The organism is Nocardioides sp. (assembly GCF_047607185.1).
Taxonomy (GTDB): Bacteria; Actinomycetota; Actinomycetes; order Propionibacteriales; family Nocardioidaceae; genus Nocardioides.
Genome location: NZ_JASGDQ010000086.1, coordinates 26,762 through 44,098 on the forward strand (window position 1 = coordinate 26,762; position 17,337 = coordinate 44,098).

15 protein-coding genes are annotated in these 17,337 nt (G+C 71.0%); 6 read left to right on the forward strand and 9 right to left on the reverse strand.

The window, feature by feature from the left end; translation table 11 throughout:
- Position 1 precedes the first annotated feature (1 nt).
- Positions 2–262, forward strand: a complete 261-nt coding sequence (gene rpsT, locus QM595_RS10210) for a 30S ribosomal protein S20 (protein WP_415171437.1) — start codon at positions 2–4, stop codon at positions 260–262.
- 53 nt (positions 263–315) lie between these two features.
- Here the strand turns inward: rpsT and holA are convergent, their stop codons facing one another.
- From holA to leuS, 7 genes are all read right to left on the reverse strand, one after another.
- Positions 316–1,284 (reverse strand): DNA polymerase III subunit delta, encoded by a 969-nt coding sequence (gene holA, locus QM595_RS10215; protein ID WP_415171438.1) that lies wholly within the window; start codon positions 1,282–1,284, stop codon positions 316–318.
- Positions 1,285–1,431: 147 nt separating this feature from the next.
- The gene (locus QM595_RS10220; RefSeq protein ID WP_415171439.1) at positions 1,432–1,929 is read right to left on the reverse strand and encodes a hypothetical protein; all 498 of its coding nucleotides are present in this window, start codon (positions 1,927–1,929) and stop codon (positions 1,432–1,434) included.
- On the reverse strand, positions 1,926–4,235 hold the full coding sequence (locus QM595_RS10225; RefSeq protein WP_415171440.1) for a ComEC/Rec2 family competence protein: 2,310 nt from the start codon (positions 4,233–4,235) through the stop codon (positions 1,926–1,928). The genes QM595_RS10220 and QM595_RS10225 overlap by 4 nt, the downstream gene beginning before the upstream one ends.
- A gap of 7 nt (positions 4,236–4,242) precedes the next feature.
- Positions 4,243–5,175, reverse strand: coding sequence for a helix-hairpin-helix domain-containing protein (locus QM595_RS10230; RefSeq protein ID WP_415171441.1), 933 nt, complete (start codon positions 5,173–5,175; stop codon positions 4,243–4,245).
- A gap of 101 nt (positions 5,176–5,276) precedes the next feature.
- Positions 5,277–6,140 (reverse strand): DegV family protein, encoded by an 864-nt coding sequence (locus QM595_RS10235; protein WP_415171442.1) that lies wholly within the window; start codon positions 6,138–6,140, stop codon positions 5,277–5,279.
- A 126-nt stretch (positions 6,141–6,266) separates the two neighbouring features.
- Positions 6,267–6,794 (reverse strand): AAA family ATPase, encoded by a 528-nt coding sequence (locus QM595_RS10240; RefSeq protein ID WP_415171443.1) that lies wholly within the window; start codon positions 6,792–6,794, stop codon positions 6,267–6,269.
- A 64-nt stretch (positions 6,795–6,858) separates the two neighbouring features.
- Positions 6,859–9,378 carry a leucine--tRNA ligase gene (gene leuS / locus QM595_RS10245; RefSeq protein WP_415171444.1) on the reverse strand — a complete coding sequence of 840 codons (2,520 nt, stop codon included), beginning with the start codon at positions 9,376–9,378 and terminating at the stop codon, positions 6,859–6,861.
- A 183-nt stretch (positions 9,379–9,561) separates the two neighbouring features.
- Here leuS and trxA point away from each other — a divergent pair, with 183 nt between their 5' ends.
- The 4 genes from trxA (at position 9,562) to QM595_RS10265 (ending at position 13,212) form a co-directional block, all read left to right on the forward strand.
- Positions 9,562–9,924: a thioredoxin gene (gene trxA, locus QM595_RS10250; protein ID WP_415171445.1), complete on the forward strand. Its 363-nt coding sequence runs from the start codon at positions 9,562–9,564 to the stop codon at positions 9,922–9,924.
- Positions 9,921–10,964 carry an NAD(P)-dependent alcohol dehydrogenase gene (locus tag QM595_RS10255; RefSeq protein WP_415171446.1) on the forward strand — a complete coding sequence of 348 codons (1,044 nt, stop codon included), beginning with the start codon at positions 9,921–9,923 and terminating at the stop codon, positions 10,962–10,964. Before trxA ends, QM595_RS10255 begins: the two co-directional genes overlap by 4 nt.
- 251 nt (positions 10,965–11,215) lie before the next feature.
- On the forward strand, positions 11,216–12,409 hold the full coding sequence (locus QM595_RS10260; protein WP_415171447.1) for a DUF222 domain-containing protein: 1,194 nt from the start codon (positions 11,216–11,218) through the stop codon (positions 12,407–12,409).
- Between the two features lie 194 nt (positions 12,410–12,603).
- On the forward strand, positions 12,604–13,212 hold the full coding sequence (locus QM595_RS10265; RefSeq protein WP_415171448.1) for a TMEM165/GDT1 family protein: 609 nt from the start codon (positions 12,604–12,606) through the stop codon (positions 13,210–13,212).
- 107 nt (positions 13,213–13,319) lie between these two features.
- Here QM595_RS10265 and katG read toward each other — a convergent pair whose 3' ends face one another.
- Entirely contained in the window at positions 13,320–15,506 is a 2,187-nt protein-coding gene (katG, locus tag QM595_RS10270) for a catalase/peroxidase HPI (protein WP_415171449.1), read from the reverse strand.
- A 22-nt stretch (positions 15,507–15,528) separates the two neighbouring features.
- Complete coding sequence (locus tag QM595_RS10275; protein ID WP_415171490.1) at positions 15,529–15,930, reverse strand: Fur family transcriptional regulator; 402 nt, start codon at positions 15,928–15,930, stop codon at positions 15,529–15,531.
- Between the two features lie 160 nt (positions 15,931–16,090).
- Between QM595_RS10275 and QM595_RS10280 the strand changes: the two genes are divergently transcribed.
- Positions 16,091–17,326, forward strand: coding sequence for a toxic anion resistance protein (locus QM595_RS10280; protein WP_415171450.1), 1,236 nt, complete (start codon positions 16,091–16,093; stop codon positions 17,324–17,326).
- The last annotated feature ends 11 nt before the right edge of the window (positions 17,327–17,337 follow it).

A 17,337-nucleotide genomic window follows, 5' to 3' on the forward strand; every position in this document is an offset into this window, starting at 1 on the left:
CATGGCGAACATCAAGTCGCAGATCAAGCGCAACAAGCAGAACGAGAAGCGCCACCAGCGCAACAAGGCCGTCAAGTCGTCACTGAAGACCGCGGTCCGCAAGTTCCGTGAGGCCGCCGAGGCCGGCGACAAGGACACGGCCGTCACCCTCGCCGCCGAGGCCGGCCGGAAGCTCGACAAGGCCGCCTCCAAGGGCGTCATCCACAAGAACCAGGCCGCCAACCGCAAGTCGGCGATCTTCAAGCGGGCCGCCTCGCTCTGAGGCCTCGCTTCGACTTGCAGGCTACCGGCCCCGTCCTCGTGGCGGGGCTGGTCTCATTTCCGCAGGCCGGTGACGGTCAGGACCAGCCGCTCCAGCGTGTACGCCGCGTCGCTGGCCGCCCCCTTGAGATCGGCGTCGGCCTGGGCGACCGCCCGGATCGCCGCTCCGATGCCCTCGGGCGTCCAGCCGCGGGCCGTCGGGGCCAGTCGCTTGGCCTGCCAGTCGTTGATGCCGGCCCGGTTGCCGCTGACGAAGTTGGCCAGCGTGCGCAGCTGGCCGGCCACGCTGCTGAGGATGTAGACCGGCGAGGTGCCCGCCTCCAGCGACCAGCGCAGCCCCTCCAGCGCCTCGACGCGGGAGCCCTTCAGCATGGCGTCGGCGATCTCGAAGTTCTTCACCTCGGCGCGGCCGCCGAAGTATTGCGCCACCTGCGACTCCCCGAGCGCCGTCCCGGGGAAGTCGCTGACCAACTGCTCGACGGCGCTGGCCAGCATCCGCAGGTCCTCCCCGACCGCCTGCACCAGCGCCGCCGCGGCGTCGCCGTCGATCCGGGCGCCGCGAGCCCGCGCCTCGGCGACAACGAACTTCGGCAGGTCCCAGGGCTTGACCTCCTCGGACTTCACCTCGACCACGGCGGGGAGCTTGCGCAGCTTGGTCAGCACACCGCTCCCCCTCGGGCCGCCACCGTGCACCAGCACCAGCGCGACCTCGTCCACCGGGGCGGCGGCATACCCGAGCAGCCCCTCCACCGACTCCTCGGGCAGGGTCTCCAGCGCCCGCACCACGACACACCGCACCGAGGAGAACAGCGAGGGCGCGGACAGCTCGCCGAGCGTGGCCAGCGTCAGGGTGTTGGCCAGCGCGTCGGCGACCTCGGCGTCGGCGTCGTAGCCGCGCACCGCCGCCTTCACCAGCCCGACCGTCCGCTCGCTGAGGAACTCCTCCTTGCCGGTCACCAAGGTGACCCGGCCCAGGACCCGGCTGGCTGACGGGACGGCGGAAGGCGCGGCGATGGTGCTCATCGAGGCCCAGCCTCCCACACCCCTCCGACAGCCCTCACAAGCCTCGCGCGTCGCCGGCGGCGGTGCTACCGTTGAAGACGAGCAGGCCCCCCCGCGCAAGCCGTGAGATAACCGGCCGACAGAACGCACGGGCGTAGGGCCTGCTCCTCATCTCAGCACGATCTCCGCGAGCCGCCCACGAGACATCACCCACAGCCGGGTGATCGGGTGGGCTGAGTTTCGCTCGTTGTAGCGCGCCAACTGGCTCGTCAGCTTCTCGGTGAGCTCGCTGCCTCTGATGTTCACGATGAAGTTCTCCTTGACGACGTCTTGCGCACCCGCACGCCGGACTGCGCCGCTGACCAGTCTCTTGATGCTCTTGTAGCTGGCGGTCGTTGTCTTGAGCTCGCAGACGATGCCGTCATTGCTCAGCCAGCGGAAGTCATTGGTCGGCCGCCGGGTGCGCATGTCGCGCGGCAGCCATTCGAGCTCATGGCCGAGCGCGAGCATGTGCTCGGCGAACACGATCTCGTCGCGCGTCATGGTCTCGCCGTTGGTCTCGATGCCAAGGGCACCTTGCCGCAGCCGCCAATAGGTCGCAAAGGCAAAGCGATCGCGAGGGTCCCGCTCGTCCGGGCGGCTACCGTAGCCCGACTCGACCCTCACTGACTCACCGCGCGAACGCCGTCGGGTCCGGGGACGACGGCGAGGGAGCCGTCGCGGTCGGTGCGGTAGACGCGGGCGCCGGCAGCGGCGAGCGGGTCGAGGGTGGTAGCGGCGGGGTGGCCGTAGGTGTTGCCGGCGCCGACCGAGGTCAGCGCGATGCTGGGGTGGAGCGAGAGCAGCCAGTCCTCGTCCTGGAACCGGGAGCCGTGGTGAGGCACCTTCAGCACGTCGACGCGCAGGCCGGGCACGGTGGCAGCGATCCGGGCGGCGACGTCCGGCTCGATGTCCCCGGTCAGCAGCAGCCGCAGGCCGCGGGTCTCGATCAGCAGCACGACCGAGCCGGCGTTCGACTCCAGCCCGTCCGGCAGGTCCGGGCGCGGCCACAGCACCTGTGCCCGCACCTCGCCGATCGAGATGGTCCGGCCGTACGGCGCCACCTCGGCAGCGAGGCCGGCGGCCGTCGCGGCGTCGTCGACCAGCCCGACGCCGTACGACGGCTGCCGGATGCTGGTCGTCCACACCTCCCCCACCCGCCGACCCGAGAAGACGGCCGCGACGCCGCCGACATGATCGGCGTCGAAGTGGGTGAGCACCAGCAGCGGCACCGTGGAGACGCCGAGCCGGTCGAGACAGGCGCCCATCGGGCCCGGGTCCGGGCCGGTGTCGACCACGAGCGCCGCCCCCGGCCCGGTCGAGACGACCAGGCCGTCGCCCTGCCCCACGTCGCACATCACCATCGCCCAGCCGTCGGGCGGCCAGCCGCGCGACGGCAGCCGGATCACGACGACGGCGACCATCAGCAGCGCGCAGCCGATGCCGAGGAGCGGATGGCGCAGCAGCCGGGGCCCGAGCAGCGCGATCGCCAGCACCAGGACGGTGAGCGCGATCAGGGCGAGCTTGCCGGTCCCCCACGCGATCTCGGCGGTGGGCAGCGCCGCGCCACGGTGGGCGACGGCGATGATCCAGGCGCCGCACCACGAGGCCAGCGTGCCGGGCACCCGGCCGAGCGGGTCCCAGACCAGCCCGAGCAGGCCGGCCACGAGCCCGAGCACCGTCGCCGGGCCCACCGCCGGCTCGGCGAGCAGGTTGGCGACGACAGCCGCCAGGCTGACCTGCCCGGAGATGGCCGCGATCAGCGGGGTGCAGGCGAGCTGGGCGGCCAGCGGGACCGCGACCGCCTCGGCCAGCCAGCGCGGCAGCCAGCTCGCCAGCGCATCGCGCCAGGGCGGTCCCAGCATCAGGATGCCGGCGGTGGCGCTGACCGAGAGCGCGAAGCCGAGCGAGACTGCCAGCGAGGGATCGAGCAGCAGGAGCAGCACGACCGCCGCGCCGAGTCCGCGCAGCGCGCGGCCGCGGCCGTTGGAGCTCATGGCAACCAGCCCCACGGCGCCCATCGCCGCCGCCCTCACCACGCTCGGCTCGGTGCGCGCGAGCAGGATGAAGCCGACGATGCCGGCCGCCCCGACGAGATAGAGCCAACGGCCCCGGACGCCGCACCAGCGTGCGACGATCAGCAGGAATCCGACGACCAGCGTCAGATTGGTGCCCGACACCGCGAGAAGATGAGTCAGGCCGGTGGTCCGGAAGTCCTCCGCAAGCGGGACGGGCAACCGGCTGTCGTCGCCGTCCACCAGCGCCGGCACGAGGGCGCGGGGCTCCGCCGGCCGGTGCGCGACCGCATCCCGGATCGCGTCCCTCACCGCGGCGGCACCGCGCCACCACAGATCGGGGCGCCGCACCACGATCGGGCCGTCACGTGGCCGCAGCGCGGCCGCCTCACCGGCCGAGCGGGCTGGCGAGAGCCGGGCGGTGAGGCGCACCGTGGCTCCCAGCGGCACCTCGGCCCAGGACCGGTCGCCGAGCACGAGCACCGGCGTCCGGAGCCTGAACCGGGTGCCGCCGGAGGAGACCGAGCGGGCGGTCAGCCGCACCATCACGGTGTCGGCGAACCCGCCGCTGATCAGGCGCGGGTCGGCGGTGACGGTGCCGGTCACCGCCACCAGGGCCCGTCGGTCGGCGAGGTCCGCAACCGGGCCGCCACCGATCTGCTCGGCTCGCAGCAGTCCGACCGCCGCGACACCGGCCATCACCACCGCTGCGGCCACCGCCGTCAGCCGGGACGACGTGGACGCCCGTCGCAGCGCCGGAGCGAGAACGGCCGCGAGGAGCACCGCGGCGCCGACAACCACACCCGTATGGTGTTCGGCCAGAGCCGCCACCCCGCCACCGAGCCAGGCCGCCACGCCGAGGATCGGCAGCCGGAGGTCGGCCCGGGAGTCCTGCTCACGCCGGTCGTCCCGCCACACCGCTCGCTCACACCGTCACGTGCGGGGCGATCTTGGCGAGAGTGGCCTCGCCGATGCCGGTGACGTCGAGAAGCTCCTCGACAGCGGCGAACCCGCCGTGCTCGGCGCGGTAGTCGAGGATCGCCTGGGCCGTCACCGGCCCGACCTGGGGCAGGGTGTCCAGCTCCTCCGCGCTCGCCGTGTTGAGGTTGACCAGCACACCGGCGGCCGGGGTGGTGGCGCCGGGCGTCCCCGGCACGACCACCGGCGGCGAGGTAGCGCCGACGGCGATCTGCTCTCCGTCCACCAGCACTCGCGCCTGGTTGAGGCTGCCGAGGTCGACCCCGGGCTTGGCGCCACCGGCGGCGGCGAGCGCGTCCACGACCCGGGAGCCGGCGGGCAGGACGAGCACCCCGGGCCGCCTGACCTTGCCCGACACGTCGATCGTGACCGTCTGCGTCGAGGCGACCGAGGGTGTCGCCGATGCCGAGGGCGCCGGCGGGGAGTCGAGTTGGACCAGCGGCGAGGCGGCGGCGCTGCCGGCATCCGTCGATGGCGCGGCCGCGGGGATCACCGAGGCGTCGCTGCGCACCACCAGCCAGCAGGTGGTGGCGAGCGCGATCGCTACCAGGAGCGCGACCACCGCGACCTGCCACGGGCCGAGGCAGACCCGGCCGCGCAGCGTCTCCGGCAGCCGCTCGACGAGCCAGGACCGTCGGGCCGCGTGCCTTCCGGGCACCGGCAGAGCGGGAGGGGTCTCAACGGGGTGAGTGGCCTCGACAGGCGCGAGGTCGATCACGGTGAGCTCCTCCCACCAGCGGCCGTCGGCAGCCCCCGGCGAGGTCGCCGCAGCGGGCTCGGGTGGCTCGGGCTCGGCTGCGGGCAGGGACAGCTCGGCGCGCAGCAGTTCGAGTCGCCGCGTGACCGCCTCACGGTGGGCGGAGTCAGGTCGGGTGCGCATGACGGCGACGCTAGGCACTCCCGCCGACGGTCACCGGCCCCGGCGACGGTGGCTGTGGAGAACGCTCTCGTACCGCCGGGTTGTGGAGAGAAAACGTCACATCATGGGGCTGAAGTGACAGCCGGGGCGACACAGACCGCCAGCATCCCCGGCCCGACGTGGGCGCCGAGCGCAGCACCCAGCTCGCCGACCCGGATCGGCTCGGCGAGCGCGTCGCCGAGCCGCTCGGTGAGGTGGTCGGTCAGCGCCGCGGCGCGCTCCTCGCCGCGCAGATGCGCGACCGCGACCTCCACCTGCTGGTCGCCGGCCGCCTCCACGGCAAGCTCCTCCAGCCGTGCGATCGCCCGGGCCGAGGTGCGCACTCGCTCCCGCGCCACCACCCGGCCGTCCTCGATCGCGAGCAGCGGCTTGACGGCCAGCGCCGAGCCCAGCAGGGCCGCGGCGGCTCCGATCCGGCCACCCCGACGAAGGAACTCCAAGGTGTCGACGTAGAAGTAGGAGGTCGAGGCGTTGGCCCGGTCCATTGCCGCTGCGGCCGCCTCGGACGCCGACGCCCCGGCGGCCGCAGCGGCAGCGGCGGCCTCGACGGCGAACCCCAGACACGGCCCGACCGCGAGCGTGTCGAGCGCGACCACGGGCACCGGCGCCGTCCGTGCCGCCAGCTGGGCGGACTCGAAGGTGCCGCTCATCGCCCCCGACAGGTGCACCGAGACGATCTCGCTGGCGCCGCCGGCCGCGAGAGAGGAGTAGAGGGAGGCCAGCGCCGCTGGGGCGGGACGAGAGGTACTGACCGCCTTCCTCGCCTCCAGTGCAGCCGCGATGTCGGCCGGCGTGGTGCCTTCGGCACCGTCCTCGAACTCCTCGCCGTCGATCACCACGTGGACCGGTACGACGGTGATGCCGAGCGAGGCGGCGAGTGCCGCGGGAAGCATCGCTGTCGAGTCGGTGACGACTGCCACACCCATGGCAGGGCACCCTACTCGCCCGCAGCCGCAGACCCCACTCGCCCGGTCACTGAGGGTTTGGCGGTGTTTGAGGCGGATTGACCGCCAAACCTTCCGTGACTGCAGGAGGGGCCCGGCGGTCCTGGGCTACCGCGAGGAGTGACTCGCCAGCCAGGCGTCGGCCTGGGCGTGGGAGCGGAGGCGGACGACGAAGCCGGGCCGCTCGACGCAGAGCCGCTCCAGCCAGGGGTCGTACTCGTGCCGGGTGCGCCAGGCCCACCGGATGATGTGGTCGCGCTCGGTGAGGATCGCGAGCAGCGGCGGCTCGGTGTTGCCGGCCCAGAGCTCGACGCGGGCGAGCCGGCGTCGCAGCGTCCGCCGGGTGACCTGCAGCATCTTCCGCCAGGTGGGCAGGTCGAGCCACAGCATCACCTCGGCGCGGTCGATCATCAGCTGCCGGACCGCCGACCCCTGCCACTCCATCACCCACGCCTCACCGGAGGTGAAGTCGTCGACATCGGCGACGAACGACTCCCGCACCGTCCAGCCGGGGCCGTGGTAGAGCGAGTCGGTCTCGGTGTAGGGCAGCCCGAGCCGGTCCGACGCCTTGCGGGCCAGCGTCGACTTGCCCGAGCCCGACGATCCGGCGACGAGGATCCGGCGGGGTCGGTGCACGGGCATCGAGCCTAGGACGTCATCCGAGTCGGTCGCCAGGGCAGCCAGCTCGGATGACGTCCGGCTAGAGGACGACGTTGACGAGCTTGGGCGCTCGCACGATGACCTTGCGCGGCGTACCACCGGCCAGCGCGGCGACGACCTCGTCGGAGGCCAGCGCCAGCGCCTCCAGGTCCGCCTCGGAGATCGACGGCGCGACCTCCAGCCGGGCCCGCACCTTGCCCTGGATCTGGACGACCGCGGTCACCGAGTCCTCCACCAGCAGCGCGGGGTCGACCACCGGCCAGCCGGCCCGGGCGACGGTGGGCTCGTGGCCGAGCCGCGCCCACATCTCCTCGGCGGTGTACGGCGCCACCAGCGAGAGCAGGATCGCCACCGCCTCGGCGGCCTCGCGCACCGCCGGGTCGGCCGAACCGCAGCCGGAGTCGATGGCCCGCCGGGTCGCGTTGACCAGCTCCATGGTGCGGGCGACCAGCACGTTGAAGCGGTAGGCCTCGACCAGCTGCTCGGCCTCGTGCAGCGTCTTGTGCGTCGTACGACGCAGGGCGAGGTCGCCGTCGGCCGGAGAGGCACCGACGGGAGACGTCACATCGCCGGCCAGTCGCCAGGCGCGCTGCAGGAAGCGCGCCGAGCCGGCCGGCGAGACGTCGGCCCAGTCGATGTTGTCCTCCGGCGGCGAGGCGAAGACCAGCGTCAGCCTGACCGCGTCGACGCCGAACCGGTCCAGCTGCTCGCCCAGGTTGACGCCGTTGCCCAGCGACTTCGACATCTTCTTGCCCTGGTTGATGACCACGCCCTGGCCCAGCTGCCGGGTGAACGGCTCCTCGAAGTCGAGGAAGCCGTGGTCGTGCAGCGCGTAGCAGAAGAACCGGGCGTAGAGCAGGTGCAGCACGGCGTGCTCCGAGCCGCCGACGTAGATGTCGATCGGCGCCCACTCCCGGACCGCCTCGACGTCGAACGGACCCTGGTCGTAGCCGGGCGAGCAGTAGCGCAGGAAGTACCAGGAGGAGTCGACGAAGGTGTCCATGGTGTCGCCGTCGCGCTTGGCCGGCCCGCCGCAGCTCGGACAGGGCACGTTGACCCAGGACTCGATCGAGGCCAGCGGCGAGACGCCCTTCGGCTTCAGGTCGGCGCCCTTGACCCCCTCCGGCAGCAGCACCGGCAGCTGGTCCTCGGGCACCGGCACCTCGCCACAGGCGTCGCAGTAGACGATCGGGATGGGCGCGCCCCAGAACCGCTGCCGGCTCAGCAGCCAGTCGCGCAGCCGGTAGTTGACGGTGCCCTTGCCGCGCCCCTCGCCCTCCAGCTTGGCGACCATCGCGGCGATGCCGGAGGCCTTGTCGAACAGGCCCTCCAGCGCGGGCGAGTTGACGTAGCCGCCGTCCCCCGTGGTCGCGACGTACGTCGTCTCGGGGTTGTCGGCACCAGGCACGTCGATCACCCGCCGCACCGGCAGCCCCATCGCCTTGGCGAAGGCGATGTCACGGGAGTCGTGGGCGGGCACCGCCATGATCGCGCCGGTGCCGTAGTCGGCCAGCACGTAGTCGGAGGCCCACACCGGGATCTCCTCGCCGTTGGCGGGGTTGATCGCGACGATGCCGAGGTCGACGCCGGTCTTGGGGCGGTCGGTGGCCAGCCGCTCGATGTCGCTGGCGCGGCGTACCTCCTCGAGATAGGCCTCCAGCGCCGCCGCCTGGGACGGCGCGACGACCTCCCTGGCCAGCGCGGCGTCGGCGGCGACCACCATGAAGGTGGCGCCGTAGAGCGTGTCCGGCCGGGTGGTGAACACGGTGATCGTCCGGGTCTCGCCGGAGGCGAGCCTGAGGTCGAAGTCGACGTGGGCGCCCTCGGAGCGGCCGATCCAGTTGCGCTGGGCGTTGACCACCCGGTCGGGCCAGTTGCCCTCGAGGGCATTGATGCCGTCCAGCAGCCGCTGCGCGTAGTCGGTGATCTTGAAGTACCACTGGGTCAGGTCGCGCTTGGTCACCACCGCACCGCAGCGCTCGCACAGGCCGTCGACGACCTGCTCGTTGGCCAGCACGGTCTGGTCGTTGGGACACCAGTTGACCGGCGCGTTCTTGCGGTAGGCCAGCCCCCACTCGCGGAACTTCAGGAACAGCCACTGGGTCCAGCGGTAGTAGTCCGGATCGGAGGTGTGCAGCCGGCGCGACCAGTCGAAGGAGACGGCGTACTCCTTGAAGGACTCGAGCTGCGTCTCGATGTTGGCGTAGGTGTAGGTCGCCGGGTGCTCGTCGTTGCGGATCGCGGCGTTCTCGGCGGGCAGCCCGAAGGAGTCCCAGCCCATCGGGTTGAGGACGTCGTAGCCCCGCTGCCACCAGTAGCGGGCGATCACGTCGTGGAGCGCCATCACCTCGGCGTGGCCCATGTGCAGGTCGCCCGAGGGATAGGGGAACATCGTCAGCGCGTAGCGCGCCCGCGCCGGATCCTTGGGGCGACCGTCCAGGAGACCCGCCCGGAACGGGTCGAGCGACTCCCAGACCGGGCGCCACTTGGCCTGCAGCGCCGCCGGGTCGTAGGCGTCCTCGACGGCCCCGTCGCCGTCCACGATGTGCTCCTGCGTCATGGCGCCCAAGCCTATCGACCGACCACCGGTATGACAGACTTGGGCCACTCGCCGACCCGACGGCGAGCGCCCGCGTGAGAACCCCCCCATCTCTCGTGAGGCCTCACGTCGGGTCGGCGGCCCCGGCGAGGCACACACGTCCCGGCAGGGAACACAACCCGCGCCCCGTGAGTTGGACCTGACATGGCCACCACCGACCTGACCGCCGCCACCTTCGAGCAGACCGTCCTCGACAACGAGATCGTCCTCGTCGACTTCTGGGCCTCCTGGTGCGGACCGTGCCGGAGGTTCTCGCCGATCTACGACGAGGCCTCGGGCAAGCACCCCGAGATCGTCTTCGGCAAGGTCGACACCGAGGCCGAGCAGGCGCTCGCCGGCGCCGCCAATATCACCTCGATCCCGACGCTGATGGCCTTCAAGAAGGGCCACCTCGTCTTCTCCCAGCCAGGAGCCCTCCCCGCGCCGGCGCTGCAGCAGGTGATCGACGCCGTCGTCGAGCTCGACGTCGACGCCGCCGTGGCCGAGCAGAAGGAGCAGTCCGAGTGACTCTGACTGCCCGCGCCTACGGCGCTCCCGCCCCTGCCGCGCCGCTGGTGCCGCTCTCGATCGAGCGCCGTGAGTTGCGGCCCCACGACGTGCTGATCGAGATCGAGTACGCCGGCATCTGCCACTCCGACATCCACACCGTGCGCGGCGAGTGGGGCGAGCAGCCCTATCCGGTGGTGCCGGGCCACGAGATCGCCGGCGTCGTGGCCGAGGTCGGTGCCGAGGTGACGAGGTACGTCGTGGGCGACCGGGTCGGCGTCGGCTGCATGGTCGACTCCTGCCGCGAGTGCGCGCCCTGCCTGGCCGGCCAGCAGCAGTACTGCGAGAACGGCTTCACCGGCACCTACGCGAACACCGACAAGCGCGGCGAGGTCACCCAGGGCGGCTACTCCACCCACATCGTGGTCACCGAGGACTTCGTGCTGCGGATCCCCGACGGCCTCGGGCTCGACGTGGCCGCGCCGCTGCTGTGCGCCGGCATCACGACGTACTCCCCGTTGCGGCACTGGAGCGCCGGGCCCGGCAAGCGGGTCGCCATCGTCGGCCTCGGCGGCCTGGGCCATATGGGCGTCAAGCTCGCCCATGCGATGGGCGCCGAGGTGACGGTGCTGTCGCAGTCGTTGAAGAAGCGCGAGGACGGCCTGCGGCTCGGCGCCGACGACTACCACGCCACCGCCGACCCGGAGACGTTCAAGGAGCTGCGCCGGTCCTTCGACCTGATCGTCAACACCGTCAGCGCGCAGATCCCGCTCGACGCCTACCTCGCCCTGCTGAAGTGGGAGGGCACGCTGGTCAGCGTCGGCCTGCCGCCGGAGCCGCTCTCCCTGCGGGCCGGGGCGCTGATCAGCAGGCGCCGCTCCTTCGCCGGGTCCAATATCGGCGGCATCGCCGAGACCCAGGAGATGCTGGACTTCTGCGCCGAGCACGGCATCGGTGCGGAGATCGAGGTCATCCCCGGCAGCTACGTCAACGAAGCCTACGAACGGGTGCTCGCCTCCGACGTGCGCTACCGCTTCGTCATCGACGTGGCCACCATCTGAGCGCCTCCGCTTGACGTCATATTCGAACAGGCGTACGATCGTCGAAGGTGGTTCATCTGAGGTGGCGGGACCTGCGGGCCCGTCGAAAGACGTCCGTCAGTCGCGAGGGTAGGTAATAGTCCGGGTGCCGGGCCTCCAGGAGCGGCGCAGAGGTGTTGTTGCTGCGTGCTTGGAGGAGGTGTCTGCTCGTGTCCCATCCGATCTTGGCGTGTGCCGAGGCGGTGGCTGCGGCGCTAGGGAACGTGGCAGACGTGAACCCGACCTTCATGAGCACCAGTGAGAAGGCCACCGCGCTGACCCGGCTGGCGGCACTCAAGTCCCAGATGACCGAGCTCGAGCTGCGGGTCCTCGCCGCCGCGGCCGATGTCGCCGAGACCACCGCCGCCCGTGACGTGGGCGTGTGGCTGCACGCCCACACCCACAGCCGGCCCGAGGACGCCCGGGCCGACCTCGCCCTCGCGATAGCCCTCGACCGCGACCACCACGCCGTAGCCGCCGCGATCCGCCAAGGCGCCTGCAACCCCGCCCAAGCGCGAGTGATCGTGGACTGCCTCGACGACCTGCCCGGCCAGGTCGACACCGAGACCCGCACCCACGCCGAGGAGGCACTGGTCGACTACGCGACCCGCTTCGACCCCCACCAGCTCCGCCGCCTGGGCCGCCATATCCTCGACGTCATCGCCCCCGAGGTCGCCGAGCAGGTCGAAGCCGACCGGCTCCAAGACGAAGAGGCCCACGCCCGCACCCGGACCCGGCTCACCCTCCGGCCCCTCGGCGACGGCACCACCCAGATCACCGGCCTACTCCCCGACCCCATCGCCCACCGACTCGCCACCTACCTCCACGCCTACACCAACCCCCGCAAGGGATTCGGCCAGACCGGCGATCGAGCCGGCGAGACCGACCGGGCCGGCGAGAGTCACGCCGGTCGGCTGCCCTATCCCCGCCGACTCGGCCAGGCCTTCTGCCAACTCCTGGAGACACTCGACCCCACCCGACTCCCCCTCCACGGCGGCGACGCCACCACCGTCACCATCACCATCACCCTGGACTCCCTACGCCACGAACTCGGCCACGGCGCCATCATCGGCGGCGACACGATCTCAGCGGCCGAGGTCCGCCGCCTGGCCTGCACCGCCAACATCATCCCCCTCGTGCTCGGCGGTCACAGCGAGATCCTCGACCTCGGCCGCGCCCGCCGCGTCTTCGACAAGGCCCAACGCAAAGCCCTCCTGCTCCGAGACCAGACCTGCCGAGCCGAGGACTGCACCATCCCCGGCACCTGGTGCGAAGCCCACCACTGGGTCCCGTGGGCCAAAGGTGGATCCACCGACCTGGCCAACGCTGTCCTGCTCTGCAACCACCATCATCACCGCGCCCACGACCACACCTACGACAAGACCCGACTGCCCAACGGCGATGTCAGATTCGCCAGACGCAGATAGGTCTCCTAGAATGGGCGGCGAACGGGAGTAGTCCCTCGACCGGGTGTCGACATACTGGCCAGCTCGCTGGCCCGGTGCCCGGGGCCACCTATGGGTGGCTGGACGAGACGTTCGGACAACCAGCACGCGTGCTGGCGTCCGAGCGCTCCCCCGGGATCCTTCGGACGGCAGCACGCCGAACCCGAAGGGCCACCATGATCGACATCGCAGTCCTGCTGACTGCCTTCGCCCTCGTCTTCGTGGCCGAGCTGCCCGACAAGACGGCGATCGCCAGCCTGGTGCTCGGCACCCGGTTCCCGTGGCGCTGGGTCTTCGCCGGCATCGCCGCCGCGTTCCTGGTCCACGTCCTGGTCGCCATCGCCGCCGGGCAACTGCTCACGCTGCTGCCGGAGCGCGCCGTCGAGATCGTGGTCGCAGTGCTGTTCCTCCTCGGCGCGGTGCTGATCTGGCGGGAGGGCATGGAGGACCCGGACGACGAGGAGGCGGCCGAGGAGGCGGCCGTGGCCGACGTACCGGACAATGCCGGCTTCTGGAAGGTCGCCGGCCTCGGCTTCGGCGTCATCTTCGTCGCCGAGTGGGGCGACCTGACCCAGATCATGACCGCCAACCTCGCCGCGAAGTACGACGACCCGCTCTCCGTCGGCATCGGCGCCACCCTGGGGCTGTGGGGCGTGGGGCTCATCGCCATCCTGTTCGGCAAGACGCTGCTGCGGGTGCTGCCGATGAAGTGGATCACCCGGGTCGCCGCGGTGGGGCTGGTCGGGCTGAGCATCTGGAGCATCTACCGGGTCATCAGCGGCTGAGCGCTACCGCCGGCAGGTCTCGCCCGCTGCGCTGGCCGAGCACCCGGAGTCACTGAGACTTGGGGGTCATTTCGCTTAGCCCCCAAGCCTCAGTGACCGGAGTCAGCTCACCTCAGGTCGAACCGGTCCGCGTCCATGACCTTCGCCCAGGCGGCGGCGAAGTCCTCGACGAACTTCCGCTGGGCATCCTCGGAGGCGTAGACCTCGGCCAGCGCCCGCAGCTCCGAGTTGGAGGCGAAGACGAGGTCGTTGCGGGTGCCGGTCAGGGTCTCGCCCGACTCCGTCGTACCGGTGAAGGTCTCGTTGGAGGAGTCGGTGGCGTGCCACTCCGTGCCCAGGTCGAGCAGCTTGACGAAGAAGTCGTTGGTCAGCACGCCGACCCGGTCGGTGAAGACGCCCGCCGGCGAGTCGCCGTAGTTGTTGCCGAGGACCCGCAGGCCGCCGATGAGGACGGTCAGCTCCGGCGCGCTGAGGCCGAGCAGATTGGCCTTGTCGACCAGCACGAACTCCGAGGGCAGCAGTGAGCCCTTGCCGAGGTAGTTGCGGAAGCCGTCCATCTTCGGGCGCAGGTAGTCGAACGACTCGACGTCGGTCTGCTCCTGGGTGGCGTCGCCACGGCCGGTGGTGACCTCGACGGTAACCGGGAAGCCCGCGTCGGCGGCCGCCTTCTCCACCGCGGCGGCACCGCCGAGCACGATGGTGTCGGCCAGCGAGATGCCGAACTGCTCCTTGACCGTGGTGAGCGTGGCCAGCACCTCGGCCAGCGCGGCCGGCTCGTTGATGTCCCAGCTCTTCTGCGGCTCCAGCGCGATACGGGCGCCGTTGGCGCCACCACGCTTGTCGGAGCTACGGAAGGTCGAGGCCGAGGCCCAGGCGGTCTTGACCAGCTGCGGCACGGACAGTCCGGTCTGCAGGATCGCGGCCTTGACCGCGGCCGGGTCCGCGACCGGCTGACCGGCCGGGATCGGGTCCTGCCAGATCAGGCTCTCCGCGGGCACCTCGGCGCCGAGGTAACGGGCCTTGGGGCCCATGTCGCGGTGAGTGAGCTTGAACCACGCCCGCGCGAACGCGTCGGTGAAGGCCTGCTGGTCGTCCTTGAACCGGCGCGAGATCGCGTCCATCTCGGGGTCGACGCGCAGCGCCAGGTCGGAGGTGAGCATCCGCGGCTCACGCCGCCCGTCACCCTGTGCCTGCGGCACCATGTCGGCGCCACCGCCGTCCTTGGGACGCCACTGGTGGGCGCCGGCCGGCGACTGGAACAGCTCCCACTCGTAGGCGTAGAGGATGTGGAAGAACTCGTTGTCCCAGCGGGTCGGGTGGTAGGTCCAGGTGACCTCGAGGCCGGAGGTGATGGCGTCGATGCCCTTGCCGGAGGCGTACGACGACGTCCAGCCGAGGCCCTGCTGCTCGATCGGCGCGCCCTCCGGCTCGGGGCCGACCAGGTCGGCGTCTCCGGCGCCGTGGGTCTTGCCGAAGGTGTGGCCCCCGGCGATCAGCGCGACCGTCTCCTCGACGGTCATGCCCATCCGGCCGAAGGTCTCCTTGATGTCGACCGCGGAGGCCAGCGGGTCGGGGTTGGCGTTGGGACCCTCGGGGTTGACGTAGATGAGGCCCATCTGGACGGCCGCGAGCGGCTCCTCCAGGTCGCGCACGCCGGTGTAGCGCTTGTCGTCGAGCCACTCGGTCTCCGGACCCCAGTAGACGTCGTCGTCGGGCTCCCAGACGTCGGGTCGGCCACCGCCGAAGCCGAAGGTGGGGAAGCCCATGTCCTCGAGTGCGACGTTGCCGGCCAGGATCATCAGGTCGGCCCAGGACAACGACTTGCCGTACTTCTTCTTCACCGGCCAGAGCAGTCGGCGGGCCTTGTCGAGGTTGCCGTTGTCGGGCCAGGAGTTGAGCGGCGCGAACCGCTGCTGGCCGGTGCCGCCACCGCCGCGGCCGTCGTGGACGCGGTAGGTGCCGGCGGAGTGCCAGGCCATCCTGATGAAGAGCGGGCCGTAGTTGCCGAAGTCGGCCGGCCACCAGTCCTTGGAGTCGTGCAGCACGGCCTGGATGTCAGCCTTGACCTCGGCCAGGTCGAGACTCAGGAACGCACTCTTGTAGTCGAAGTCGGTGCCATAGGGGTCGGCGACGGCGGGGTTCTTCGCCAGGATCTTCAGGTTGAGCCGGTTAGGCCACCACTGCTGGTTGGCGTCACCCCTGGTGGGGTGGACGAGGGTGTCGTGGGCCACCGGGCATTTGGCCTCGCTCTCCTCGTTGATCTCCGCGAGCACCGCGTCATCGTGGTCAGACATGGGGTTTCCTTCCCATCGGGGTTCAATTCTTGTGGGCAAGACAATCGGGGCACAGGCCCCAGTAGATGACCTCGGCCTCGTCGATCCGGAAGCCGCTGTCGTCCGCAGCCGTCAGGCAGGGCGCCTCGCCGAGGGCGCAGTCGACATCGCCGATGGCGCCGCAGGAGCGGCACACGACGTGGTGGTGGTTGTCGCCCACCCGGGCCTCGTAGCGGGCCACCGACCCCGACGGCTGGATCCGCCGGACGAGGCCGTTGAGGGTGAGCGCACGGAGCACGTCGTAGACGGCCTGGTGGGAGACGTCGGGAAGCTCCTCCCGGACGGCGCCGAGGATGGAGTCGGTGTCGGCGTGCGGCAGCCGGTGCACGGCGCCCAGCACCGCCGTCCGGGGCCGCGTGACACGCAGTCCGGCGCCTCTCAGCATCTCCTGTAGCCGCAGCGTTCCGAGCACACCCCAGTCATATCGGTATTTCTTGAATGAATCAAGAACAACTCGCCCAACGGAGCGGTCGGCCAGAGCCGTGCCCCGGCGCCGAGGCTCGCGCAGCATCGAGACCCGTGCATCGATCATCTAGGCTCCCGTCATGACCACGGATGGTTCTCAGGACGCTGCGGCCGCTGCCGCCCCGGCACCGCTGGCTCCGCCGGAGCCGGCCTTCACGCTGACCGCGCCCGAGGCGCCGCAGCCCGTCGTCGAGACGCAGGCGCCCCGGATGGCACCCCAGGTCTCGCCCGAACTGGTGCCCGAGCTGGACGCCAAGGTCGACGGGTTCCTGACCGCGCTGGCCAGCCAGCCCGCCGGCAGCCCGGAGTTCGCGAAGCAGGCCGAGAGCGTGCGGACCATGGGCGACGCCGACATCCGGCGCGCCGCGGAGACCTCCAACCGGATGCTCGACCAGCCGGTCAAGGCGCTCAAGGAGGGCGGCATCTCGCAGGGCTCCTCGGTCGGCAAGACCCTGCTGGACCTGCGGCGTACCGTCGAGGACCTCGACCCCAGCAACGCCACCGGAATGAAGAAGCTGCTGAGCAAGCTGCCCTTCGTGGACAAGGTCGAGGACTACTTCCGCAAGTACCAGAGCGCGCAGAGCCACCTCAACGGCATCCTGCACAGCCTGCGCAGCGGCCAGGACGAGCTCAGCCGCGACAATGTGGCGCTCAACCTGGAGAAGACCAACCTCTGGGAGACCATGGCCCGGCTCAACCAGTACGTCTACATCGCCGAACGACTCGACACCCGACTCTCGGCGAAGATCGCCGAGTTGGAGCTCTCCGATCCGGAGACGGCCAAGACGCTGTCCCAGGACGTGCTGTTCTACGTGCGGCAGAAGCACCAGGATCTGCTGACCCAGCTGGCGGTGTCGATCCAGAGCTATCTCGCGATCGACGTGATCATCAAGAACAACATCGAGCTCATCAAGGGCGTCGACCGGGCGACCACGACGACCGTCTCCGCGCTGCGGACCGCCGTCATCGTGGCGCAGGCGCTCGGCAACCAGAAGCTGGTGCTCGACCAGATCACCGCCCTCAACAGCACCACGGGCGGGCTGATCCAGCGCACCTCGGAGATGCTGCGCGAGAACTCCGCCGCCGTGCAGCAGCAGGCCGCCTCCTCGACGATAGGCATGGCCGAGCTGCAGGCGGCGTTCAACAACATCTACGCCACCATGGACTCCATCGACTCCTTCAAGCTCAAGGCCCTCGACACCATGTCGACCACGATCGGCGTGCTCGAGACCGAGGTCGCCAAGTCGCGCGCCTACCTGGACCGGGTCCAGCAGCACGACCAGCGCGCCGCCTCCGGTGTCCTCGACCTCGGTTGAGGCGGCAGGGC